Genomic DNA, 21,596 nt, shown 5'->3' with positions numbered 1-21,596 from the left:
GCGGGGATGGCAGAGTGAGCGGGATGAACGAGGAACTGCTGCGGGTCTGGCGGGCCGGCGCCGAGGAGCCGGGGACGGTGCTGCTGGACGGGTTCCACCCGCTGAAGCACGCGCTGCGGTTCGGCGGCGCCGTCCGGCAGGTGCTGACCGCCGACCGGGCCGCGCTGCTGGCGCTCGCCGCCGAACTGGCCCCGGACGTGGCGCCGGCGCTGGACGCGCTGGCCGTCGAACTGCCGGAGGCCGCGCTGCGCGCGCTGGCGCCCCGGCTGCACCCGACCGGGGTGATCGCGCTGGCGGTGCGGCCGACCGCGGCGGCGAACCGCGCCGCGCTTGCCGTGCGGCCCCGGCCGGCCCCCGTCGTGCTGCTGGAGAACCCGCGCAACCTGGGCAACGTCGGCGCGGTGATCAGGCTGGCGGCCGGCTTCGGCGCGGCGGGTGTGGTCACCACCGGCGAGCTGGACCCCTGGCACCCGGCGGTGCTGCGCGGCAGCGCGGGCCTGCACTTCGCGACCGCCGTCGAGCGGCTGACCCTTGCGGAGCTGCCGGCCGGCCCGCTCTACGTGCTGGACCCGGAGGGCGCGGACATCCGGACGACGGCCTTCCCGGACGACGCGGTGCTCGCCTTCGGCACCGAGCGGCACGGGGTGACGCCGGAGCTGAAGGCGCGGGCCGACGCCCTGGTCGCGGTGCCGATGCGGCCCGGGGTCTCCAGCTTCAACCTGGCGACCAGCGTGGCGATGGGGCTGTTCCACTGGATGTCCGGACGCCCGCCCGGCGCGCCGGTCTGAGCCGGCGGCCGGGCGGGCCGGGAGCGGTGGTGGCGGTCCGTCAGGAGAACAGCCGCTTCCAGGTGTCCGGGCCGGGGTAGCCGTCCGCCTCGGCGCCGCGCCAGCCCTGGGCCTCCTGGAAGGCCTGCACATTGCGCCGGTCGGAGTCGGTCCAGCGCGGGCCGGGGCCCTGGGTGTAGTAGCGGCCGTAGCCCTTGCGGACCAGCTGCTCGCCGAGCTGGCGCACCCAGTCGTTGTTGGCGCCCGGGCCGAACCTGTCGGCGCCCGGGAAGGCCGGCACGCCGGTACCCGGGTTCACCGGAGGCGTCACGGGCGGGTTCACCGGCGGGGGCGGCAGCGGGGTGCCGCCGTCGATGTTGCGGCCCTTGCCGTTGACCAGGTAGTCCCAGGTCGCCTTGCCCGGGATGCCGTCCGCCTCGGCGCCGCGCCAGCCCTGGGCGAGCTGGAAGGCCTCGGTGGCCCGCCGGTCGGCCTCGCCCCAGCGCGGGCCCGGCCCCTCGCTGTAGAACCGGCCGCCGCCGCGCTGGGTCAGCATCTGACCGAGCGTGGTGACGTGGCCGTTGTTGGCGCCGGGACCGAACTTGTCGGCGCCCGGGAAGGCCGTCGACGAGGAGCCGCCCTGGTTGCCGCCCCCGCCGGCGGAGAGCCCCTTGTAGCGGTAGGGGACGTAGGAGGCCGAGTTGTTCCAGTACGCGTACGGGGTGGAGCGCTTGACGGTGGTCGGTGAGGTCTGTTCGTAGGCCACGTAGCGGGTGCGGGAGGAGTCGGCCCAGCCGCCGAAGATCGTCACGTGCGAACCGGACTGCGGGCTGGCGGGGTTGTTGTAGACCAGGATGTCACCGGGCTGGAGCTCGGCCTTGGTGATCCGGTCGGCGAAGTTCGGCAGGGTCCAGGTGGTCTGGCTGCTGCCCAGCCCCCAGGCCATCGAGACGAAGCCGGAGCAGTCCTGGCGGTAGCCGTCCGACCAGTAGCGGCTCATGCTGTACGGGACCTTCTGGTCGACCCAGCGCTGGGCCCGTTCGATGATCTGGGCCCGGGTGACCGGGGCTGCCGCGGCGCGCGGGGCGGCGAAGGAGCGGGCGTTCGGGGAGTCGCCGAAGAGGCCGCTGACCTCGCCCTGCGGGGTTTCGCTGCGGGGGCTGTTCGAGCCGCCGGGGGTCGGGGCGGGGGCCGCGGCCGCGGTGGCCGCACCGGCCGCGCCGCCGCCGAGGGCGGTGCCGACGGCGGCCATCAGCACGGCGGCCCGGCGGCGGACGCTGCGGGCTGCCGCGTGACCGCCCTCGTGCACCGGAGCGGCACGCATCCGGGCCCGGCGGCGGGCGCAGCAGCCCCCGCATATGCAGTCCTCGTCCGGCTCCACCTCGTCGAATTCCAACAGGGGGGTCAGCTGCTCGGTTCGGGTCATTCTCCGCCTCTTGTCTCTCCTGTGGGGGACGGTGCCGGTCAGGCCGCTGGCGGCGTGACAGCACGGTCCTTCCCAGGGGCACACCGCGTGTTATCGGGACCAAAGTCCCAAACCGGGCGCATGATCGTCACGGCGGGTTACGCCGAACGGGTGACGGCCGTTCGGCGTCCCGGGCGTGGCGGGTGCCGGCGGAAGGCGGTAGGGGTGGTCGGACGGGGCGTTGGTGGCGGTTCGTCGGGCCGATCCGGCGTCAGGCGACGGCGGCTTCAGCGGATGGGCGGGTTGGCGGGCGAGTAGTCGGGGGCGGTCCAGCTCAGCGGGGTGGCGTCGGCCAGTTCGACGACGCCGGTGACGGTCAGGTCGACCACCCGCTCGGCGCCCGGCAGGCCGGCGGTGGCCGGGCCGGTCCAGTCGGTCCTGGCCTCGCCGGTGATCAGCAGCGCGCCGCCGTTCTCCCACTCCGGGATCAGCAGCCCGGCCCTGGGGTCGAGTTCCAGGTTGCCCAGGGTCATGAACATGCTGTTGCCCGCGTAGTCGGGCCAGCGCAGCCGGTCCGGTCCGAGCACCCGCAGGAAGCCCGGGTTGCCGCCGCGGTGCGAGGCGTCCATCCGGCCGTCCGGCCCGGCGGTGGCGATGAAGAAGGTGTCGGCGGTGGCCGCCAGCAGCTGCTGGGCGGTGCTCAGCGCGGAGCCGGCCGCCACCCGGCGCGGGGCGCCGGCCCCCGGGCGGTCGGCCGGGGCGCGGCGCTGGATGTACTTCGGGCAGTTGGCGTAGACCTGGTCGGCGCTGATCACCAGGCCGCCCCGGCCGTCCGGCACGGAGCGGCCGTTGACCCGCATCCGGCGCCGGCCGGCCGGGTCCAGGGCGATGGTGCCCACCTCGGCCGGGCCGGCCAGGGCGTCGGCCAGCGGGTCGTCCCCGGCCGGGTGGGCGGCCACCGTCACGGTCCGCTCGTCGGGGGCCCGCAGGAAGCCGGCCGGGCCGCTGAGCTGGGTGGCCCAGAGCCGGCCGTCGGCGTCGGCCGCGCCTGCCACCAGCACCCGGCGCTCGGTGAGGAAGCGGGCGGCCACGGCCGGGACGGTGCTGCCGACGGCCCGGCCGGAGTGGTCGGCGCGCTCCGTCCGGCCGGCCCGGTCCTGCACGGCCCGTTCGCCGGGGTGGTAGGGCGTGGTGGCGGCGGTCATCGCGGTGCCTCCCTCGCGGTCGCCGGGCCTAGAAGAAGCCGCAGGTCGGGGCTGACTTGGTAGGGGCCTCGGCGCCGGTCGCGTCGACGCCCGCCGGGGTGTAGATCTCCAGCCGGATGCCGTCCGGGTCGGTGAAGAAGATCCCGCCCGAGGCGGCGCCCTCGCCGTGCGGGACGACGCCGTCGTAGGCGAAGGAGGCGTCGAGCCCGCGCAGCACCGCCTCGGCGGCGCGCACCTCGTCGAGCGAGTCGACCTGGAAGGAGAGGTGGTGCAGGCCGGGCGCGCCGGTGGGGAAGGTGCCCTCGCTCTGCTGCCAGAGCGTCAGCACCAGGCGGCCGTCGCGGCCGAGGAAGGCGAAGCGGTGCTCGGGGTCGGTGCCCTCCTTGACCAGCTCCAGGCCGAGGACGTCGCGGTAGAACGCCGTCGAGCGGGCCAGGTCGGTGACGTTCAGTCCCACGTGGCCGGTCTGCAGGGTGCTGCTGATGGTGCCGGACATACCTGGTCACTCCCGTGGTCGGGGCGCCCCGGGGCGCCGCACTTAACCGTTACTGAGGACAGTAGTGGTTAGGCTGGGCGAGGGTCAACCGGTATTGTTCGTTTCAACGGTTAGATTTCCCGGGTATGGCTCTGCCATGACAAGGAGGTGCAGGCGAGGTGCGGAGGAGCGGGCGCACGGGCGCCGGACCGCGGTGCGGCTACTCCCACTCCCAGCGGATGCCGATGTGACCCGGCTGCTGGTCGGGGGCGAGGACGTGGGCGCTGGCCGAGGCACCGATCCAGAGCTGCTCGCGGCGGCGGTCGACGTCCGCCCCCGGGTCGCGGTCGTACCGCTCGCAGTGCACCGGCACGGTCGCCGGGTCGAAGTGCACCTGGAGCACGTACTCGCGCACCGGCGTGGCGAAGCGGCGGCTGTACTCGGTCGTCTGGGCGCCGCCGGACGGGATCTCCACCTCGTACTCGAAGACGGTGCTGTCGCCGAGGCCCAGCGGGCGGTCCAGCATCACCTCGCCGACGATCAGCCCGGCCTCCGGGCGGCGGCGCACCCGGCCGAGCCGGCCGTGCCGCACCCCGGTGATCTCCGGACAGCCGGTGGCCTCCTCGTCGGCCTTGTGCACCACCAGGCAGCGGGTCACCCCGGACACCGTGGCGCGGACCACCTGACGCAGCCGCAGCAGGTTGCCGCGGCGGTCGGCGTCCACGTAGTAGGAGTCGTGGACCGAGAGCCGCTCCAGCTCGCCGGCCGGCGGCGCGTCCAGCTCGGCGAACATGTCGGAGATCTCCCGCTCGCCCGGCCAGACGTCCTCCAGCCGCAGGTGGCTGGTGGTGGCGTTGGCCGCCCAGCGGCCGCGCGGGCGGGGCGGGCCGAGCAGCGCGGACAGTGTGGAGTGCGGCAGGCCGAGCAGTTCCTCGAGCAGGTGAACGGCGCGCAGCGAGCTGGCGCGCTCGGGCTGGCTGCGCCCGCGCCGCCAGTAACTCAGCGTCGTGACGCTGACCCTGACGCCCCGTTGGGCGAGCGCGGCGCGGATCCGGTCCAGGCTGAGGCCGCTGGCCTCGATCGCCACGTGCAGGGTGTCGGCGAAGCCGCCGGTGGGGCTGGGGCGTCCGGGCGTCGGGGCGGGCGACAGCGGCGGAGCGGGTGGCCGGGAAGCGGGCGCGGGTGTGTCCTGGCGCGGCCCGACCAGTCTGAGTCGTGCGTCCTGGGGGTGCTGTGAGGCCATGTGGTTACCTTCCCCACCGAGCGGGTTCGGCAGACCCGGAGCGGCGCCGGAACGCGCCGTCAACGGCCTCGCCGAGCTGTGGGGAACCCTATGCACGGTCGAGAGGCTACGTCATCAGTCGTGCGGATGACAGTGGTCACAGGCGGTGGGCCGCCGGGTGAGCGATCTTGAAACAGTACGGAAACACACCGCCCGCTCCCCGCGCGGGCGACGGGATCCGGCCGGTGCACTGTCCTGTTCCGGCCAGGAACCGCCCGGGCGGGGCCGGACGTAGACTCGGGGGCTGTTCGAGAGCTTGGGAGTGCCGATGACGGAGCGGACAGCAGACCCGCGGGACCCGCGCCCGCTGCTCGGTGAGCCACTGGCGCTGGACCTGCTGAACACCCGCTGGGCGGGGGTGCCGGTGAACGACCTGCTCGCCCTGCCGGACGGCTACGCGATCTGGCTCTCCTCGGCCGGTATCGCCGGGCGGTGCGCGGTGGACGAGGCCGGGCTCGGCGCCCTGCGGGAGGCCCGGGAGGCGCTCGCGGCGGCGGTCCGTGAGCTGGACGCCGGCCGGCTGCCCGGGGCCGGCGAGCTGGCCGGGCTGGACGCCGTGCTGCGGCACGGGCGGGTGCGGCGGGAGGCCTCGGCGGATGGCCCGGTGGACCGGGTCGAGGTGGACGAGCCGCACCGGCTGGCCGCCTGGCTGGTGGTGGACGACTTCCTGGGGCTGCTGGCCCAGGGGCCGCGGCGGATCAAGAAGTGCGCGCACGAGGCCTGCATCCTGCACTTCTTCGACACCTCGCAGAACGGCCGCCGCCGTTGGTGCCGGATGGCGGTGTGCGGCAACCGGGCGAAGGCGGCCCGGCACTACGAGAAGGCGAAGGGCTGACCCCGGGACGGTCCGTCCGCCCGGGGCCGGCCCGGTGGGTCAGGCCTCGCCGAGCCACTCGGTGAGGGCGGCGCGCAGTTCGCCGGTGCCCGGGTCGACGGCGGCCCAGGCGGCGTAGCCGTCCGGGCGGATCAGCAGCACGGTGTCGCGCAGCTTGCCGTGCGGGTCGGCCGGGGCGGCGGTGACCAGGCGCTCCGACCACGGGTCGGCGGCCGTCACCTCGTCATTGCTGACCAGCACGAACTTCCCGGCCCGCAGGGCCTCGTAGAGCCGCTGCGGCGCGGCCGGGCCGTCCTCGCGGGGCGGCTCAAGGCCGGTCAGCCGCAGGTCCGGGACGCGCTTGCCGACCAGCGGGTGGGCGTCCTTGGGCGCCGGGTAGGCGATGCCGATGCCGGAGATGGTGCGGGCGCCGCGCTCCACGACCAGGTCGACGTGCTCGGCGATGGAGGCGAGCGCGCCGCGCAGCGCCCGGGTGGCCGCCGACTGGGCGAGGGCCAGCCGGATCAGCGCGCCGGAGGTGCGCAGCACCGCCCGGCCGACCGGGTGCCGCTCGGTCTGGTAGGTGTCGAGCAGCGCGTCGGTGGCCCGGCCGCGGACGGCGGCGGCGAGCTTCCAGGAGAGGTTGGCGGCGTCCTGGAGGCCGGTGTTCATGCCCAGGCCGCCGGCCGGGGAGTGGCAGTGGGCCGCGTCGCCGGCCAGCAGGACCCGCCCGGAGCGGTAGTTGGGGACCTGCCGCTCGTCGCTGTGGAAGGTGGAGCTCCAGCGGACTCCGTGCAGGCCGTAGTCCTCGCCGAGGGTGTCGCGGGCGATGTCGGCGATCACGTCGAGCGGGGGCGGGGTGCCGTCGGCGAACCGCTCGGCGCGGTCCCAGGCGATGATCCGGTACCAGCCGTCGCCGAACGGCACCAGGAAGGAGAAGCCGTGCTCGTTGGCGCCGACGGTGACCGCCTCGGCGGGCTCGCGCTCCAGCCGGACGTCCGCCAGCAGCACCGACTCGACCACCGACTCGCCGGGGAAGGGCAGGCCGAGCAGGTCGCGGACGGTGGAGTGGACGCCGTCGGCGCCGACCGCGTAGCGGGCCCGGCGGGTGGTGGCGGCGCCGTCCTCGACGGTCTCGACGGTGACGCCGTCGGCGTCCTGGCGCAGGCCGGTCACCTCGGCGCCGCGCAGGATCGTCGCGCCGGCCTTCACCGCCCGGTCGTGCAGCAGCTGCTCGGTGCGGTACTGCGGGGTGATCAGGACGAAGGGGAAGCGGCTGGGGAGGTCGGTGAGGTCCACCCGGAGCTTGTTGAAGAGCCGCAGGTGGCCGAGCGGGGTGCCGGCGGCGATGAGCTCGTCGGCGAGGCCGCGGGCGTCCAGCAGCTCGAGGCTGCGGGCGTGCACGGCGAAGGCCCGGGTGAGGTTGGACTCGGCGGCGCGCTTCTCCAGCACGGTGACGTCCAGCCCGGCGGCGGCGAGGTCGCCAGCCAGCAGCAGTCCGGTCGGGCCGGCGCCGACCACGATGACGTCGGTGACGGTCTGCTTCTCGCTCATGTGTCAGCTCCCGGTGCTCGAACAGCGGCTGGACGCCGGGTGTGGCGTTTCCCCGCCTCCATCATCGCCGCCCGGGAGCGGCGTTGTGAATCTCCGGTCCCCGGCGAGTGGCCGGGGACCGGAGACGAGCGGGCGATCAACTGTGGCGGCGGACCTCCACGGTGCGGAACCGGTTGGCGACGAACGCGCCGTCGCAGTACGCGGAGTTGGCGGCCGGGTTGGCGCCGGTGCCGTGCAGGTCGGAGAAGGCGGCGGTCTGGTTGGCGTACACCCCGCCGGTGAGGTTGAGCGAGAGCGAGACGCCGGCGTCGAGGGCGGCCTCGACCAGGGCGGCCTCGACCTCGGGCGAGGTGGTGTAGCCGGAGGCGGTCATCGCGCCCCGGGTGCGGACCGTGTCGCGCAGCAACTCGACGGCGGCGGCGGTGTTCTCGACCGCGACGGCGAAGGAGACCGGGCCGAAGCACTCGCCGCGGTAGACCGCGCGGTCGTCCGGCTTGTCGGCGTCCAGCTTGACCAGCGCGGGCGTGCGGACCGTCGCGCCGGGGAACTCCGGGTGCTGCACCGCCCGCGGGGCGAGGGCGAGTTCGCCGTACTCGCCGCCGGCCGCGGCGGCCGAGCGCTGCAGCACGCCCGGGTTGACCACGGCACCGAGGATCGCGGTGGCGCGGGCGTCGTCGGAGAGCAGGCCCTCGACGGCGGCGGCGAGGTCGCGGACCACCTCGTCGTAGGACCTGGCGCCCTGGTCGGTGTCGATGCCGCCGCGCGGGATCAGCAGGTTCTGCGGGGTGGTGCACATCTGGCCGCTGTACAGCGAGAGCGAGAAGGCCAGGTTGTTCAGCATGCCCTGGTAGTCGCCGGTGGAGTCGACGACGACGGTGTTGACGCCGGCCTTCTCGGTGTAGACCTCGGCCTGCCGGGCGTGCTCCTCCAGCCAGTCGCCGAAGGCGGTGGAGCCGGTGTAGTCGATCAGCCTGATCTCCGGGCGCACGGCCAGGGTGGCGGCCACCGTGCCGCCCTCGTGCTCGGCGGCCAGACAGACCAGGTTGGGGTCGAACCCGGCCTCGGCGAGCACCTCGCGGGCGGTGCGGACGGTGAGCGCCAGCGGCAGGACGGCGCGCGGGTGCGGCTTGACCAGCACCGGGTTGCCGGTGGCCAGCGAGGCGAACAGGCCGGGGAAGCCGTTCCAGGTGGGGAAGGTGTTGCAGCCGATCAGCAGCGCCAGGCCGCGCGGGACGACGGTGAACTCCTTGGTCATCACCAGCGGGTCGCGCCTGCCCTGCGGCTTGGTCCAGCCGGCGCTCTCCGGCAGCCGGGTCTGCTCGGTGTACGCGTAGGCGACGGCCTCCAGGCCGCGGTCCTGGGCGTGCGGGCCGCCGGCCTGGAAGGCCATCGGGTACGCCTGGCCGGTGGTGTGCATGACGGCGTTGGCGAACTCGTGCGAGCGGGCGTTGATCCGGGCCAGGATCTCCAGGCAGACGGCGGCGCGGGCGAGCGGCCCGGCGGCGGCCCAGGCCGGGCGGGCGGCGGTCAGCGCGGCGATCAGGGCGTCCGGGCCGGCGTGCGGGTAGCCGATGCCCAGCTCCAGGCCGTACGGGGAGGCCTCGCCGCCGACCAGGTCGCCGTCGGAGGGGTGGCCGGGCAGCTCGAACGGCCGGTGCAGCAGCGAGTCGAAGGCGGCCTTGCCGTCCGCGGCGGCGCTCTCGCCGTAGGCCTTGGGGAACTCGGGGTAGGGCGACCAGTAGTCGCGCTTGGCGGCGGCGTCGACGGCGGCCTCCAGGGTGACCCGGTGGCGTTCGACGAGCTCGGCGACGTGGGGGTGGGTGACCGCTGCGGACATGGTGTGCGCTCCTCAGAGGGGAGGACGGGACACGTCACAGAGTAACCGAACGATCGGTCGGCTCAAGAGGGCAAAGGAGAAGCGCGCCCGGGCGATGCCGGACGCGCTTCCCGTGGGTGGCAGTCGTTCTACGGGATGCCCAGCTCGAAGATCACGTAGCCGGCGTACCAGCCGGAGGCGAGCGCGCCGGTGCCGAGCACGCCGGCCAGCACCGGCCAGCTCAGCTTCCGCATCGCCACCGCGAGCGCGATCAGCAGCGGGAAGGCCGGCAGCAGGTAGCGCGAGGTGTTGCCGAAGATGCCCAGGCTGCCGAGCACCGAGACGATGGTCGCCAGGGTGTAGGCGGTCAGCACCAGCGGCGGGCGCAGCCGGATCAGCAGCACGATCAGCACCGGCAGGCTCAGCACCAGCAGCGTCGCCAGCATGTCCGTGGTGTGGTACGCGAACGGGTAGTCGTTGCGGCCCAGCAGCACGCCGCGGATCGCGTTCCAGGTGCCCTGGCCCCAGTCGAAGTAGTGCAGCCAGGCGTCCCGCTGGAGCGTGAAGTAGCCGCCCCAGTCGCCCATCCGCCAGCCCACCCAGCCGACGTAGCCGAGCAGTCCGAGCGGGGCCAGCAGCATCGCGGCCAGCGGGCGCAGCACCCCGCTCTCCCGCCGGTACAGCTCCACCAGCGCGGCCAGGCCGACGGCGCCGATCAGCGCCGCCGAGGTGGGCCGGTTGAGGCCCGCGATCAGGGTGATCACCCCGGCCGTCACCCACTGCTTGGTCATCGTGAAGTAGCAGGCCCAGGCGGCCAGCGCGATGAACAGCGAGTCGGAGTAGAGCGCCCACTCGGCGCCCGCGCCGGGGGCGATCGCCCACAGCCCGGCCGCGATCACGCCGGCGCGCGGGCCGGCCATCCTGTCCACCACGGCGTAGATGCCGGCCGCGGCGAACAGCGAGGCGACCACCGAGACCAGCATCCCGGCGCCGTACAGGCCGAACGGGCTGATCTCCGAGACCAGCCGCATCAGGCCCGGGTAGAGCGGGAAGAAGGCGGCCGAGTTCTGCTCGATGGTGAAGCCGGGGGTGCCGCCGGGCACCGGCACCAGCGCCGGGTGGTAGCCGAACTGGGCGACCTGCTGGTACCACCAGCCGTCCCAGCTGGCCAGCACGTCCCAGGGGTTGGTGCCGCCGCCGAACCGGGGGTGCTTCTCCAGGTAGTCCCCGGAGAAGGAGAGCAGCTTCATGAAGACGGTGAAGCCGAGCAGCTTCAGGACGGCGTAGCACCACACGGCCGGGCCGAAGCGGAGCACCAGGTCACGGGCGCGTTCGCGCCAGTCGGCGGCGGGGTCGGCCGTGGACGCGCCGCTGCGCTGCTCGGGCAGATCGGATTCGACTGCCGGTATTGCGCTCATCGACTACCCCACCTGCTCGGCCTCGGACGGATCGTCCGCCGAGTCTAGGGTCTGCCGCCGGGATTTGGTGTGGACCAAGGTACCCGGGCGCGGTCGTGACGGGGCGGGCGGGGATACTCGGAGGATGGCCGATCACACCACGCGTACCGCCTACACCGTGGAGTCCCTGCTCGCGGTGACCGTCGACGTGTTCAACGAGCGCGGCTACGACGGCACCTCGATGGAGGACCTGTCGCGTGCGGCCGGCATCTCCAAGTCGTCGATCTACCACCATGTGCGCGGCAAGGAGGAGCTGCTCCGGCTCGCCGTGGGGCGGGCGCTGGACGGGCTGTTCGCGATCCTGGCCGAGCCGGGCGCGGTCGGCGGGCCGGCGGTGGAGCGGCTGGAGCACGTCGTGCGGCGGACCGCCGAGGTGCTGCTGACGGAGCTGCCCTACGTCACCCTGCTGCTGCGGGTGCGCGGCAACACGGCCACCGAGCAGTGGGCGCTGGAGCGCCGCCGGGAGTTCGACCACGAGGTGGCCGAGCTGCTGCGGGCCGCCGTGGCGGACGGCGCGCTGCGGGCGGACGTCGAGCCGCGGCTGGCCACCCGGCTGCTCTTCGGCATGATCAACTCGATCGTGGAGTGGTACCGGCCGGGCCTCAAGTCCGCCGACGGGGTCGCCGACGCGGTGGTCCACCTGGCCTTCGACGGCCTCCGGGCCCGCTGATCTAGTCCGGCGGTACCTGGTCCGTCTCCTCGAAGACCAGCATGGTCCGGGTGCCGAGGACCTGGGGGATGGACTGGATGCTGCCCAGCACCAGTTCCCGCAGGGCGCGGTTGTCGGCGGTGTGCACCAGCAGCAGGACGTCGAAGTCGCCGCCGACCAGGGCGATGTGCGCGACCCCGGGCAGGGCCAGCAGCTGCTCGCGCACGGTGCGCCAGGAGTTCTGGACGATTTTCAGGGTGATGTAGGCGGACGCGCCCTGACCTGCCCGTTCGTGGTCCACCCTGGCGGTGAAGCCGCGGATGACACCGTCCTCGACCATCCTGGATATCCGGGCGTAGGCGTTCGCCCGGGACACGTGCACCCGCTCGGCCACCGAGCGGATGGAGGCCCGGCCGTCCTGCTGCAGCAGCCGCAGGATCGCCCGGTCCACCCGGTCGAGTCTGGACATCTGTTCAGCCGACATGACCCCCCACCCCCACGGATTGGACGCACTGCCACCAGTCGACCGCCACCCGGGCCGATTGTCCACCACCTTCGCACGCTTCTGGTCAAGATGAACAGACGACCGAACAATCGGTAGGGAGCCCCCACCACCCCCGGAGGTGCCCGAGATGACCGTTCTCGACCACAGACATACGGCCGTGCCCGGTTGGCTGCCCGGGGCCACCGCCCCCCGCACCGACCCGTCCCCGCTGCTCCCGGACCCCGCTCCCGTCCGGGTCCTCGGGACCCCCGCGCTGGAGAAGTACGACCCCGCCCTGCTCCGCGAGCTGTACCGCCGCCTGGTCGTCGGCCGCCGGTACAACCAGCAGGCCACCACCCTCACCAAGCAGGGCCGGCTCGCCGTCTACCCGGCCTCGACCGGGCAGGAGGCCTGCCAGGTCGCCGCCGCGCTGGTGCTCGGCGAGCGCGACTGGCTGTTCCCCAGCTACCGCGACACCCTGGCCGTGGTCTCCCGGGGCGTGGACCCGCTGGAAGCGCTCACCCTGCTGCGCGGCAACGCCCACACCGGCTACGACCCGCGCGCCAGCCGGACCGCCCCGCTCTGCACCCCGCTGGGCACCCAGGGCCCGCACGCCGTCGGGCTGGCGCACGCCGCCCGGCTGAGCGGCGACCCGGTGGTCGCGCTGGCGCTGCTCGGCGACGGCGGCACCAGCGAGGGCGACTTCCACGAGGCGCTGAACTTCGCCGCCGTGCTGGGGGCCCCGGTGGTCTTCCTGGTGCAGAACAACGGGTACGCGATCTCCGTCCCGCTCAGCGCGCAGTCCGCCGCCCCGACGCTGGCCCACAAGGCCGTCGGCTACGGGATGCCCGGCCGACTGGTGGACGGCAACGACGCCCCCGCCGTGCACGGCGTCCTGACCGAGGCCGTCGAGCGGGCCCGCAGCGGCGGCGGGCCGACCCTGGTGGAGGCGCTGACCTACCGGGCCGAGGCGCACACCAACGCCGACGACGCCACCCGCTACCGGACCGAGGCCGAGGTGGCGGCCTGGCGCGAGCACGACCCGGTGCTGCTGATGGAGCGCGCGCTGCGCGGTCTCGGGGTGCTGGACGACGCCCTGGTGCGGGAGGCGGCCGACGAGGCCGAGGCGCTCGCGGCCCGGATGCGGGCCGAGTTCCACGCCGATCCGGAGCTCGACCCGATGTCCCTGTTCACCCATGTGTACGCCGAGCCCACCCCGCAACTGCGCGAGCAGGCGGCGCGGTTGGCCGAGGAGCTGGCCGCCGAGGCCGAGGTGCAGCACTGATGTCCACGGCCGCTTCCCCCACCGCCTCCCCCGCCGCCGGCGCCCGGACCGCCAGCATGGCGCAGGCGCTCAACGCCGCGCTGCGCGACGCCATGCGCGAGGACCCGACGGTGCACGTGCTCGGCGAGGACGTCGGCGCGCTCGGCGGCGTCTTCCGGATCACCGACGGGCTGACCGCCGAGTTCGGCCCGGAACGCTGTCTGGACACCCCGCTGGCCGAGGCGGGCATCCTCGGCACTGCCGTCGGCATGGCCATGTACGGGCTGCGGCCGGTGGTGGAGATGCAGTTCGACGCCTTCGCCTACCCGGCCCTGGAGCAGTTGTTCTCGCACGTCGCCAAGATGCGCAACCGCACGGCCGGCCGGCTGCCGCTGCCGATCACCGTCCGCATCCCGTACGGCGGCGGCATCGGCGGCGTCGAGCACCACAGCGACGCCTCCGAGGCGTACTACGCCGCCACCCCGGGCCTGCACGTGGTCACCCCCGCCACGGTGGCCGACGCGTACGGGCTGCTGCGGGCCTCGATCGCCTCGGACGACCCGGTGGTCTTCCTGGAGCCCAAGCGGATGTACTGGGGCAAGGCGGAGTTCGACCCGGCCGCCCCGGTCGAGCCGGTCGGACGGGCGGTGCTGCGGCGCACCGGCACCTCCGCCGTGCTGATCACCTACGGCCCCTCGCTGCCGGTCTGCCTGGAGGCGGCCGAGGTGGCGAAGGCCGAGGGGTGGGACCTGGCGGTGCTGGACCTGCGCACCCTGGTGCCGTTCGACGACGAGACGGTCTGCCGGGTGGTGCGCTCGCTCGGCCGGGCCGTGGTGGTGCACGAGGCCGGCGGCTTCGGCGGCACCGGCGCGGAGATCGCCGCCCGGGTCACCGAGCGCTGCTTCCACCACCTGGCCGCGCCCGTGCTGCGGGTCACCGGCTTCGACATCCCGTACCCGCCGCCGATGCTGGAGCACCACCACCTGCCCGGGGTGGACCGGATCCTGGACGCGGTCGCCCGGCTGCAGTGGGAGGACTGAGGATGATGCCCGTCGTGCGCGAGTTCACCCTGCCCGACCTCGGTGAGGGGCTCACCGGGGCGGAGGTGGTGCGCTGGCTGGTCGAGGTCGGCGAGGTGATCGCGGTCGACCAGCCGGTGGTGGAGGTGGAGACCGCCAAGGCGGTGGTCGAGGTGCCCTGTCCGTACGGCGGGGTGGTGACCGCGCTGTTCGGCGAGGTGGGTCAGGAGGTCGCGGTCGGCGCGCCGCTGGTGACGGTCGCGGTGGCGCCGGGCGAGGGCGGGAAGCCGCTCGCTGCCGCGGCGGTGGCGGCGGCGTCGGCCGAGCGGGCGGCGGAGGTGGAGCGGCCGCTGGTCGGGTACGGGGTCGCCGAACCGGGGCGGAGCGGACGGCGGCGCCGGGTCGGGGCCCCGGCTCCGATCGCCCGGGCGGCGGCTCCGGTTGCCCGGGCCGTCCCGCCGGTGATCTCGCCGCTGGTGCGACGGCTGGCCCGGGAGCAGGGGCTCGACCTGGCATCGGTCACCGGCAGCGGGCCGGACGGGCTGATCATGCGGGCGGACGTCGAGCGCGCGGTCGCGGCGAAGGTCTCCGCTCCGGTCGCGCCGCCGGTCGTCGCGTCGGTGCCCGCCGCCGCCGTCGGAGAGGTCGTCCCGCTGCGCGGACTGCGCAGGGCGGTGGCCGAGAAGCTCGGCCGCAGCCACCGGGAGATCCCCGCCGCGACCTGCTGGGTGGACGCCGACGCCACCGAACTTATGGTCCTGCGACGGCAGTTGAACGCCGCGCCGGGGCCGAAGGTGAGCGTGCTGGCCCTGCTCGCCAGGATCTGCACCGTTGCGCTGGAGCGCTTCCCCGAGCTCAACTCCAGTGTGACCGGGGACGGTTCGGGCATCCTGCGGCACCCGGCGGTGCACCTGGGCTTCGCGGCCCAGGGCGAGCGCGGCCTGGTCGTCCCGGTGGTGCGTGACGCGCAGCGCCTCACCACCGAGCAACTCGCCGCGGAGCTGGGACGGTTGACCGAGGCGGCACGGACCGGGTCGATCGTCCCGGCCGAGCTGACCGGCGGCACGTTCACCCTGAACAACTACGGGGTGTTCGGGGTGGACGGCTCCACCCCGATCCTCAACCACCCGGAGGCGGCGATGCTCGGGGTCGGCCGGATCGTCGCCAAACCCTGGGTCCACCAGGGGGAGTTGGCGGTGCGCGAGGTCACCCAGCTGTCGTTCACCTTCGACCACCGGGTCTGCGACGGCGGCACCGCGGGCGGGTTCCTGCGGTTCGTCGCGGACTGCGTCGAGCAGCCGGGCATGCTGCTGCGGCGGCTCTGAGCGGACCGCCGCGCGTCGCCCCGGGTGGTCGACCCGCCACCCGGAGCGACGCGGGCGGGGGAGAGTAGCGCGTTCCGGGGGCGGGTGTCCGGGCTTCGCGCGATTCGTCGGATGAGCACTTCGGGCGTGGCACGCTTCCTGGGCGTCAACCGAGACAAGCCAGGTGGTGGCGAAGGCCGGCCGGAGGCGAAACGATTCTCTTGGGTACTCGAAACGTTGCGGTGAAGTCCCGCAGAACACTCCTGGTCAGGACCGGGCACGGCTCGGCGGCGGCCTCGGCCGTCCCGCCGCTGCCGTCGGATCCCCCGGACCTGCCGCCGGCCGTCCCGCCGATGCCGCCGCCGGTCCTCCCGCCGCCGGTCGTCCCGCCGCGGCCGACCGTGCCGCCCGCCGTCCCCGCGCCGAGCCGGCCGGACGCCGCCGCTCCGGTGCCGGCCCCGGTGATCGAGCCGCTGTTCACCAGCGCCCCCGGTCTCAACTGGGCCGTCCCAGCCCTCACTCCGGCGCCGCCCGCGCCGGATGTCCGGGCGGCGGCCGAGCTGCCGCCCACCGCCCGGGACCTCGAACTGATCCGGGCCAGCCTGGCGGTGGTCGAGCCGGTCGCCGACCGGGCCACCGCGCACTTCTACGCGCTCGTCTTCCTCGGCCACCCCGAGGTCCGGGCGCTCTTCCCGGCCGCCATGGACGTCCAGCGCGACCGCCTCTTCCGCGCCCTGCTGATGGCCGCCCGCGCCGCCGGCGATCCGGAGGGCCTGCGCGCCTACCTGGGTGCGCTGGGCTGCCTCCACCGCAGGTACGGCACGCTGACCGCCCATTACGGTCCGGTCGGCGAGTGCCTGGTGGCGGCACTGGCCAAGTACGCGGGCGGCCGGTGGACCGCCGAGACCGAGCTGGCCTGGCGCCGGGTCTACCGGCTGGTCTCCTCGATCATGATCGAGGCCGCCGAGCGGGACGCCCGCACCTCGCCGCCCTGGTGGCAGGGCGAGGTGGTCGCGCACGAGCGCCGGACCCCGGACGTCGCGGTGCTCACCGTCCGCCCCGACCAGCCGTACCCGTACCGCGCCGGGCAGTACGCGAGCCTGGAGACGCCCTGGTGGCCGCGGGTCTGGCGGCACTACTCGCTCGCCTCGGCGCCCCGGCCGGACGGCCTGCTGACCTTCCACGTCAAGGCGGTGCGGGCGGGCTGGGTGAGCAACGCGCTGGTGCACCGGGCCGCGCCCGGGGACGTGCTGCGGCTCGGCCCGGCGGCCGGCCGGATGACCCTGGACCACGCCGACGGCGGCGGCCTGCTGCTGGTGGGCGGCGGTACCGGGATCGCGCCGCTGCGGGCGCTGGCCGAGGAGGCGGTCGGGTCCGGCGGGGCGGACCGCGCGGTGGAGGTGTTCTACGGCGCCCGGTCCGCCGGGGAGCTGTACGAGCTGGCCGGGCTGCGGGAGTTGGCGCGGCGGCACCGCGGGCTGTCCGTCCACCCGGTGCCGTCCGGTCCCGGCGCCGGGACCGCCGGGGCGCCGGCGGGCGGGCTCCCGGAGGCGGTCGCCCGGTCCGGGCCGTGGACCGGGCGGACGGCCTACCTCGCCGGGCCGCCCGCGCTGGTCCGGCGGACCAGCGCGGTGCTGCTGCGCGCCGGGGTGCCGGCCGAGCGGATCCGGCACGACCTGGCCGCCCGGTGAGCGAGGCCCGGCCGCCGGGGCGCTGTCAGCCGAGGTCGGGCGCGAGCAGGGCGCGGATGCCCTCGATGTTGGCGGCCAGGTACGCCCGCAGGCTCGGCGGGACCACGTTGACCGAGGTGACGCCCTCGCGGGTGAACGGCACCCGGACCACCTCGTAGCCGCCGTTGGGGTCGTCGACCTCGGGCCCGTGCCGGCGGTCGAGGTCCATCGAGGCCAGCCGGCAGACGAAGAAGTGCTGCACCTTCACCCCGTGCGGGTGGAGCAGGGTGCCGTCGTCGTGGTGGGTGTGGCTGATGGTGTCCACGAAGGCGGGGACCACGTCGACCACCTTGCCGCCGAGTTCCTCGTCCACCTCGCGGTGCAGCGCGTCCACCACGGTGCGGTCGCCGCGCTCGACGCCGCCGCCGGGGGTGATCCAGTACGGGTGCGGGGAGCCGGGCCGGGTGCGCTTGATCAGCACCAGCGAGGCCGGTCCGTACGGGTCGTTCGGGTCGACCTCCAGCAGGATCGCCCGGGCGGTGCGCTTGACGACGGGACGGGGCGGGGTGCGCATGGCGACCTCCGGGGCTGGAGCGTTGTGCGGGAGTCTCCCGCGGCGCGCCGCGCCCGAAACGCGGCCCGCCCACGGGTGCGTCCGTCCGTGGCGGGTTCGTAGCGGCGATAGATCTTGGATCGTGAAGATGAACGTTGAACAGCTCTTTGAAAGTTAGATTTTACTCCCAAATGGCCTTTGATTCAAAGGATTTTACCGATTGGACCGTGCCAGAGTGATTGCAGCGGCGCGGCGCCTGTGCTGCAATGGGCGACTATCGGGCAAATCGGAGTGATTCACTCCGCATGCTCTTCTGTGCAATGACTCGGGCTGGGGGCTGGCTGTGGCCATGGATCGGATCGCAGAGCGCATGGTGCCACCGGCGCGGTCGGCACGGACCTCGCGCAACGAGCGGCAGCCCACCCTGATCTCCTCCGTCCAGCGCGCGCTGCGCCTGCTGGAGGCCGTCGGCGGGTTCCGGCACGGGGCCACCGCCAAGCAGCTCGCCCGGGTGGCGGGCCTGCCGCTCGGCACCGCGTACCACCTGCTGCGGACCCTGACCCACGAGGGCTATCTGCGGCGGACCGACGGGCGCTTCTTCTACGGCGACTCCGTCGACGGCATCGTCCGGGCCGAGGACCGGCAGGCCGAACGGCACGGGCTGCGGGTGCGGATGGAGCAGTTAAGCGCAGAGCTCGGCGCGGCCGTCTACTTCGCCCTCTACCAGGACGGCGAGGTCACCGTGGTCGACACCGTCGACGGGGCCCACCAGCCGGCCGTCGAACCGTGGGCGGACTTCCGGGCCACCGCCCACGCCCACGCGATCGGCCAGTGCCTGCTGAGCCAGCTCCCCGAGGAGGCCCGGCGCGACCACCTCGCGCGCCACCCCCCGGTGGGCCTGACCCCGGCCACGCTCGTCGACGAGGCGGCCGTGCTGCGCCGGATCGCCGGGGTGCGGCACACCATGCCGGTGGTCGAGCGCCAGGAGTACGCGATCGGCACCGTCTGCGCGGCCGTGCCGATCACCGTGGGCTCGGTGGTCGCCACCATGGCGGTCTCGCTGCCGGTCGAGCAGGCCGACCGGCTCACCGCGGTCGCGGGCCGGCTGCGGCGCGACGTCGGGGCGATGACACCGACGTTCGTACTCTGACGACCCGTCCGCACCGGCCCGGTCCAGGTCTGGACCAGCGGTTCCCGCTCTATCACCATTTGAAAAAGCACATCTTGTCCACCACGTCCCCGGCCGGGGACGATGATGATGGACGTACCGCACGCAATCCCTCCCCCTGTCAGCCAACAGCCTTGTCCGGGTACCCGCGAAACCCTCCCCCACGCGCGGCCGGGCAGAACGAGAGGTGTCGGTGCCATGCAGCACAGCACAGTCCAGGGCCACCTGACCATGAACCTGGTGGTCTCGCAGGAGCTCACCTTCCGCATCGTGGTCGACCTCGACTACGACCCCGCCGACCCCTACGCGGTCCGCTTCACCTTCCACCTGCCCGGCGACGAGCCGGTCACCTGGGTCTTCGCCCGCGAGCTGCTGCTCGACGGGCTGGCCCGGCCGTCCGGTGAGGGCGACGTGCACATCCACCCGGTCGGCGGGGAGCTGGGCGAGATCTGCCTGGTGCTGCGCTCCCCCGAGGGCGACGCCGTGCTGCACGGCTCGGCGCCGCCGCTGATCGCCTTCCTGGCCCGCACCGACCGGCTGGTGCCGATCGGCGAGGAGGCCGCCGCCGGCGACCTCGACGCCCAGCTCGAACTGATCCTGCACGGCCACGAGAACGCCGGGTGAGCCGCCGGCGGGCGCAGGACGCGGACCGAGAGGGGCCCGTACCCGGGTGGTGCACCGGGTACGGGCCCCTTCCGCACGGGCCGGCACGGGGTCGGCTCAGTCCTCGTCGAGGGCGAGGCTGAGGCCCCAGGACACCAGGCTGACGATCAGCGCGCCGAACAGCGCCGACCAGAAGCCGTCCACGTGGAAGTCCAGGTCGAGCTTGTCCGAGGCCCAGGAGGTCAGCCAGAGCATCAGCGCGTTCACGATGAAGGTGAACAGGCCCAGGGTGAGGATGAACAGGGGGAGCGAGAACAGCTGGACCACCGGCTTGATCAGCCAGTTGACCACGCCGAACACCAGCGCCACGGCGAGCACCGTGAGCGTCTTGTGCTGCCAGTCGTCACCGGTGAGCGTGATCCCGGAGACGATCCAGGCGGCGACCCAGATGGCTGCCGCGTTGATCAGTGTCTTGATGGCGAAACCCTTCATGGGGCCAGCGTCCCAGGTCGGTCAAGGGGAGGCGGTGTTCCGGCCGGCGTGGTGGTGTTGAATGCCGGTGGCCGAGGCCGTACGAGGAGGGGTGCCCCGATGAAGCTGTTCCGGCTGGACCGACTGGACGCCGAACGCGCCGCCAACGACGGCGCCTACCTGCGCTTCCTGCGCGAGCCGCGGATGTCCGCCGGCCTGTACGCGCTCTCCCCCGGCGACACCGACACCCAGAGCGCGCACGAGCAGGACGAGATCTACCAGGTGATCAGCGGCCGGGCCGAACTGACCGTCGGGGACGAGACCGCCACGGTGGGCCGGGGCACCGTCGTCTACGTCCCGGCCGGGACGCCGCACCGCTTCCACCACATCACCGAGGAGCTGCGGGTGCTGGTGGTGTTCTCGCCGCCGGAGGACTGAGGCCGGGCGGCCGCGGGTGGCCGGCCGGGGTCCGCGGGCGGCCGGTTAGGGTCGGGGCATGAGCAGCCAGAGCCTGACCGAAGAACTCTGGGCGGCGATCGAGCCGGTCTACGCCGAGATCCTCGCCCACCCCTTCCTCGCCGGACTGACCGACGGGACCCTGCCCCGGGAGGCGTTCCGCCACTTCGTCGTCCAGGACTCGCACTACCTGCGCGACTACGCCCGGGCGCTGGCCGTCTGCGCGGCCAAGGCGCCCGGCGAGGAGGAGGTGCGGGCCTTCGCCGACGACGCGATCGGCGCGCTGGCCGCCGAGCAGGGGATGCACGCCGAGTTCCTGGACGCCTTCGGCGACACCGCCGAGGGCGCCGCCGCCGAGCCGGTGCTGCCGACCACCCGCGCGTACACCAGCTACCTGCTCGCCACCGTCTACGGCGGCTCCTTCGCGGAGGCGGTCGGCGCGGTGCTGCCCTGCTACTGGATCTACGCCCGGGTCGGCGAGCGGCTGCTCGCCGAGGGCTCCCCCGACCCGCTGTACGCCAAGTGGATCTCCACCTACGGCGACGAGGCCTTCCAGTCGGTGGTGCGGCGGGTGGTGGCGCTGACCGACCGGCTCGGCGAGGAGATCTCCCCCGCCGAACGGCGGCGGGTCGTCGAGCACTTCGTGACCACCTCGCGCTACGAGTGGATGTTCTGGGACGCCGCCTGGCGCGGGGAGACCTGGCCGGTCTGAGCCCGCCCGCGGCGGCGCCGGCCGGGGTCGTGCCGGGGGTGTTCCCCGAGGTCGGGACGGGGGTTCCCCCGGGGGCCGGGGTCGGGGGGATCTCCGGGTTCTCTCGGGGCCGTTGGGCCTCGTTCCGCCCCTTGCGCCACCGTACGATCGAAGTACGAAAGCGAACGGGATGCGGCACCGGACGGCAGCCGACCCCCTGGGGAGAGAAGGAACGGACATGGCTGAGCTCTGGAAGTCGCTGCCCTCGTGGGTACGGAACATCGTGGTGCCGGTGCTGGTGCTGGTACTCGCCTGGAACCTGCTGATGTTCGTCTTCGGCGTGGTCGGCGCGCTGCTGGCCTTCGCCCTCAAGGCGCTGGTGGTGGTCGGCATCGCCGCCGCGGTGGTGGTCCTGGTGAAGAAGGCCGCACGGAACTAGGACGTCCAGGACGTCCAGGACGTCGATGCCCGGCGCCCCGCGCCCCTCGG

22 protein-coding genes are annotated in these 21,596 nt (G+C 74.1%); 12 read left to right on the top strand and 10 right to left on the bottom strand.

Annotated elements, in window-relative coordinates:
- Positions 1 to 23 precede the first annotated feature (23 nt).
- The gene (locus ACFZBX_RS05515) at positions 24 to 788 is read left to right on the top strand and encodes a TrmH family RNA methyltransferase (RefSeq protein ID WP_391531656.1); all 765 of its coding nucleotides are present in this window, start codon (positions 24 to 26) and stop codon (positions 786 to 788) included.
- Positions 789 to 828: 40 nt separating this feature from the next.
- On the opposite strand, the gene ACFZBX_RS05510 is transcribed toward ACFZBX_RS05515, so the two are convergent.
- The 4 genes from ACFZBX_RS05510 to ACFZBX_RS05495 all read right to left on the bottom strand — a co-directional run bounded on the left by ACFZBX_RS05510 (position 829) and on the right by ACFZBX_RS05495 (position 5,095).
- Complete coding sequence (locus ACFZBX_RS05510) at positions 829 to 2,193, bottom strand: peptidoglycan-binding protein (protein WP_391531655.1); 1,365 nt, start codon at positions 2,191 to 2,193, stop codon at positions 829 to 831.
- 266 nt (positions 2,194 to 2,459) lie between these two features.
- The gene (locus ACFZBX_RS05505; protein WP_391531654.1) at positions 2,460 to 3,377 is read right to left on the bottom strand and encodes a pyridoxamine 5'-phosphate oxidase family protein; all 918 of its coding nucleotides are present in this window, start codon (positions 3,375 to 3,377) and stop codon (positions 2,460 to 2,462) included.
- A 28-nt stretch (positions 3,378 to 3,405) separates the two neighbouring features.
- Entirely contained in the window at positions 3,406 to 3,873 is a 468-nt protein-coding gene (locus ACFZBX_RS05500) for a VOC family protein (protein WP_391531653.1), read from the bottom strand.
- A 199-nt stretch (positions 3,874 to 4,072) separates the two neighbouring features.
- On the bottom strand, positions 4,073 to 5,095 hold the full coding sequence (locus ACFZBX_RS05495) for a hypothetical protein (RefSeq protein WP_391531652.1): 1,023 nt from the start codon (positions 5,093 to 5,095) through the stop codon (positions 4,073 to 4,075).
- A 307-nt stretch (positions 5,096 to 5,402) separates the two neighbouring features.
- Here ACFZBX_RS05495 and ACFZBX_RS05490 point away from each other — a divergent pair, with 307 nt between their 5' ends.
- Positions 5,403 to 5,969, top strand: coding sequence for a CGNR zinc finger domain-containing protein (locus ACFZBX_RS05490; protein ID WP_391531651.1), 567 nt, complete (start codon positions 5,403 to 5,405; stop codon positions 5,967 to 5,969).
- Between the two features lie 39 nt (positions 5,970 to 6,008).
- Here the strand turns inward: ACFZBX_RS05490 and ACFZBX_RS05485 are convergent, their stop codons facing one another.
- The 3 genes from ACFZBX_RS05485 to ACFZBX_RS05475 all read right to left on the bottom strand — a co-directional run bounded on the left by ACFZBX_RS05485 (position 6,009) and on the right by ACFZBX_RS05475 (position 10,736).
- Complete coding sequence (locus ACFZBX_RS05485) at positions 6,009 to 7,502, bottom strand: FAD-dependent monooxygenase (RefSeq protein ID WP_391531650.1); 1,494 nt, start codon at positions 7,500 to 7,502, stop codon at positions 6,009 to 6,011.
- Positions 7,503 to 7,638: 136 nt separating this feature from the next.
- Complete coding sequence (gene paaN, locus ACFZBX_RS05480; RefSeq protein WP_391531649.1) at positions 7,639 to 9,339, bottom strand: phenylacetic acid degradation protein PaaN; 1,701 nt, start codon at positions 9,337 to 9,339, stop codon at positions 7,639 to 7,641.
- A gap of 128 nt (positions 9,340 to 9,467) precedes the next feature.
- Positions 9,468 to 10,736: a hypothetical protein gene (locus ACFZBX_RS05475; protein ID WP_391531648.1), complete on the bottom strand. Its 1,269-nt coding sequence runs from the start codon at positions 10,734 to 10,736 to the stop codon at positions 9,468 to 9,470.
- Between the two features lie 124 nt (positions 10,737 to 10,860).
- Here ACFZBX_RS05475 and ACFZBX_RS05470 point away from each other — a divergent pair, with 124 nt between their 5' ends.
- The gene (locus ACFZBX_RS05470) at positions 10,861 to 11,445 is read left to right on the top strand and encodes a TetR/AcrR family transcriptional regulator (RefSeq protein WP_391531647.1); all 585 of its coding nucleotides are present in this window, start codon (positions 10,861 to 10,863) and stop codon (positions 11,443 to 11,445) included.
- A 1-nt stretch (position 11,446) separates the two neighbouring features.
- Here ACFZBX_RS05470 and ACFZBX_RS05465 read toward each other — a convergent pair whose 3' ends face one another.
- The gene (locus ACFZBX_RS05465) at positions 11,447 to 11,893 is read right to left on the bottom strand and encodes an Lrp/AsnC family transcriptional regulator (RefSeq protein ID WP_380756701.1); all 447 of its coding nucleotides are present in this window, start codon (positions 11,891 to 11,893) and stop codon (positions 11,447 to 11,449) included.
- A gap of 163 nt (positions 11,894 to 12,056) precedes the next feature.
- Here ACFZBX_RS05465 and ACFZBX_RS05460 point away from each other — a divergent pair, with 163 nt between their 5' ends.
- The 4 genes from ACFZBX_RS05460 (at position 12,057) to ACFZBX_RS05445 (ending at position 17,186) form a co-directional block, all read left to right on the top strand.
- Positions 12,057 to 13,193, top strand: a complete 1,137-nt coding sequence (locus ACFZBX_RS05460; RefSeq protein ID WP_391531646.1) for a thiamine pyrophosphate-dependent dehydrogenase E1 component subunit alpha — start codon at positions 12,057 to 12,059, stop codon at positions 13,191 to 13,193.
- On the top strand, positions 13,193 to 14,212 hold the full coding sequence (locus ACFZBX_RS05455) for an alpha-ketoacid dehydrogenase subunit beta (protein ID WP_391531645.1): 1,020 nt from the start codon (positions 13,193 to 13,195) through the stop codon (positions 14,210 to 14,212). Before ACFZBX_RS05460 ends, ACFZBX_RS05455 begins: the two co-directional genes overlap by 1 nt.
- A 5-nt stretch (positions 14,213 to 14,217) precedes the next feature.
- The gene (locus ACFZBX_RS05450) at positions 14,218 to 15,516 is read left to right on the top strand and encodes a dihydrolipoamide acetyltransferase family protein (protein ID WP_391531644.1); all 1,299 of its coding nucleotides are present in this window, start codon (positions 14,218 to 14,220) and stop codon (positions 15,514 to 15,516) included.
- A 221-nt stretch (positions 15,517 to 15,737) separates the two neighbouring features.
- Positions 15,738 to 17,186 carry a globin domain-containing protein gene (locus ACFZBX_RS05445; RefSeq protein WP_391531643.1) on the top strand — a complete coding sequence of 483 codons (1,449 nt, stop codon included), beginning with the start codon at positions 15,738 to 15,740 and terminating at the stop codon, positions 17,184 to 17,186.
- A gap of 25 nt (positions 17,187 to 17,211) precedes the next feature.
- On the opposite strand, the gene ACFZBX_RS05440 is transcribed toward ACFZBX_RS05445, so the two are convergent.
- Positions 17,212 to 17,739 carry an NUDIX domain-containing protein gene (locus ACFZBX_RS05440; protein ID WP_380764234.1) on the bottom strand — a complete coding sequence of 176 codons (528 nt, stop codon included), beginning with the start codon at positions 17,737 to 17,739 and terminating at the stop codon, positions 17,212 to 17,214.
- A 328-nt stretch (positions 17,740 to 18,067) separates the two neighbouring features.
- Between ACFZBX_RS05440 and ACFZBX_RS05435 the strand changes: the two genes are divergently transcribed.
- Complete coding sequence (locus ACFZBX_RS05435; protein WP_391531642.1) at positions 18,068 to 18,868, top strand: IclR family transcriptional regulator; 801 nt, start codon at positions 18,068 to 18,070, stop codon at positions 18,866 to 18,868.
- Between the two features lie 216 nt (positions 18,869 to 19,084).
- Positions 19,085 to 19,510, top strand: coding sequence for an SsgA family sporulation/cell division regulator (locus tag ACFZBX_RS05430; protein WP_380764236.1), 426 nt, complete (start codon positions 19,085 to 19,087; stop codon positions 19,508 to 19,510).
- A gap of 96 nt (positions 19,511 to 19,606) precedes the next feature.
- Here ACFZBX_RS05430 and ACFZBX_RS05425 read toward each other — a convergent pair whose 3' ends face one another.
- On the bottom strand, positions 19,607 to 19,981 hold the full coding sequence (locus ACFZBX_RS05425) for a phage holin family protein (protein ID WP_344338920.1): 375 nt from the start codon (positions 19,979 to 19,981) through the stop codon (positions 19,607 to 19,609).
- 99 nt (positions 19,982 to 20,080) lie between these two features.
- Here ACFZBX_RS05425 and ACFZBX_RS05420 point away from each other — a divergent pair, with 99 nt between their 5' ends.
- The 3 genes from ACFZBX_RS05420 (at position 20,081) to ACFZBX_RS05410 (ending at position 21,546) form a co-directional block, all read left to right on the top strand.
- Positions 20,081 to 20,398 (top strand): cupin domain-containing protein, encoded by a 318-nt coding sequence (locus tag ACFZBX_RS05420; protein ID WP_391531641.1) that lies wholly within the window; start codon positions 20,081 to 20,083, stop codon positions 20,396 to 20,398.
- Positions 20,399 to 20,456: 58 nt separating this feature from the next.
- A complete protein-coding gene (tenA, locus tag ACFZBX_RS05415; RefSeq protein ID WP_391531640.1) occupies positions 20,457 to 21,128 on the top strand; it encodes a thiaminase II in 672 nt (223 codons plus the stop codon).
- Positions 21,129 to 21,345: 217 nt separating this feature from the next.
- The gene (locus ACFZBX_RS05410; protein WP_380764239.1) at positions 21,346 to 21,546 is read left to right on the top strand and encodes a DUF5326 family protein; all 201 of its coding nucleotides are present in this window, start codon (positions 21,346 to 21,348) and stop codon (positions 21,544 to 21,546) included.
- The last annotated feature ends 50 nt before the right edge of the window (positions 21,547 to 21,596 follow it).

The sequence above is a fragment of the Kitasatospora sp. NPDC008115 genome, assembly GCF_042957205.1.
GTDB lineage: Bacteria > Actinomycetota > Actinomycetes > Streptomycetales > Streptomycetaceae > Kitasatospora.
The sequence above is the reverse complement of the archived record's forward strand: the minus strand, read 5'-3'. Positions and strand labels throughout refer to the sequence as shown.

Coding starts and splice junctions, on each gene's coding strand:
- ACFZBX_RS05515 (WP_391531656.1), top strand. CDS start 24: ATGAACGAGGAACTGCTGCGGGTCTGGCGGGCCGGCGCCGAGGAGCCG.
- ACFZBX_RS05510 (WP_391531655.1), bottom strand. CDS start 2,193: ATGACCCGAACCGAGCAGCTGACCCCCCTGTTGGAATTCGACGAGGTG.
- ACFZBX_RS05505 (WP_391531654.1), bottom strand. CDS start 3,377: ATGACCGCCGCCACCACGCCCTACCACCCCGGCGAACGGGCCGTGCAG.
- ACFZBX_RS05500 (WP_391531653.1), bottom strand. CDS start 3,873: ATGTCCGGCACCATCAGCAGCACCCTGCAGACCGGCCACGTGGGACTG.
- ACFZBX_RS05495 (WP_391531652.1), bottom strand. CDS start 5,095: ATGGCCTCACAGCACCCCCAGGACGCACGACTCAGACTGGTCGGGCCG.
- ACFZBX_RS05490 (WP_391531651.1), top strand. CDS start 5,403: ATGACGGAGCGGACAGCAGACCCGCGGGACCCGCGCCCGCTGCTCGGT.
- ACFZBX_RS05485 (WP_391531650.1), bottom strand. CDS start 7,502: ATGAGCGAGAAGCAGACCGTCACCGACGTCATCGTGGTCGGCGCCGGC.
- paaN (WP_391531649.1), bottom strand. CDS start 9,339: ATGTCCGCAGCGGTCACCCACCCCCACGTCGCCGAGCTCGTCGAACGC.
- ACFZBX_RS05475 (WP_391531648.1), bottom strand. CDS start 10,736: ATGAGCGCAATACCGGCAGTCGAATCCGATCTGCCCGAGCAGCGCAGC.
- ACFZBX_RS05470 (WP_391531647.1), top strand. CDS start 10,861: ATGGCCGATCACACCACGCGTACCGCCTACACCGTGGAGTCCCTGCTC.
- ACFZBX_RS05465 (WP_380756701.1), bottom strand. CDS start 11,893: ATGTCCAGACTCGACCGGGTGGACCGGGCGATCCTGCGGCTGCTGCAG.
- ACFZBX_RS05460 (WP_391531646.1), top strand. CDS start 12,057: ATGACCGTTCTCGACCACAGACATACGGCCGTGCCCGGTTGGCTGCCC.
- ACFZBX_RS05455 (WP_391531645.1), top strand. CDS start 13,193: ATGTCCACGGCCGCTTCCCCCACCGCCTCCCCCGCCGCCGGCGCCCGG.
- ACFZBX_RS05450 (WP_391531644.1), top strand. CDS start 14,218: ATGCCCGTCGTGCGCGAGTTCACCCTGCCCGACCTCGGTGAGGGGCTC.
- ACFZBX_RS05440 (WP_380764234.1), bottom strand. CDS start 17,739: ATGCGCACCCCGCCCCGTCCCGTCGTCAAGCGCACCGCCCGGGCGATC.
- ACFZBX_RS05435 (WP_391531642.1), top strand. CDS start 18,068: ATGGATCGGATCGCAGAGCGCATGGTGCCACCGGCGCGGTCGGCACGG.
- ACFZBX_RS05430 (WP_380764236.1), top strand. CDS start 19,085: ATGCAGCACAGCACAGTCCAGGGCCACCTGACCATGAACCTGGTGGTC.
- ACFZBX_RS05425 (WP_344338920.1), bottom strand. CDS start 19,981: ATGAAGGGTTTCGCCATCAAGACACTGATCAACGCGGCAGCCATCTGG.
- ACFZBX_RS05420 (WP_391531641.1), top strand. CDS start 20,081: ATGAAGCTGTTCCGGCTGGACCGACTGGACGCCGAACGCGCCGCCAAC.
- tenA (WP_391531640.1), top strand. CDS start 20,457: ATGAGCAGCCAGAGCCTGACCGAAGAACTCTGGGCGGCGATCGAGCCG.
- ACFZBX_RS05410 (WP_380764239.1), top strand. CDS start 21,346: ATGGCTGAGCTCTGGAAGTCGCTGCCCTCGTGGGTACGGAACATCGTG.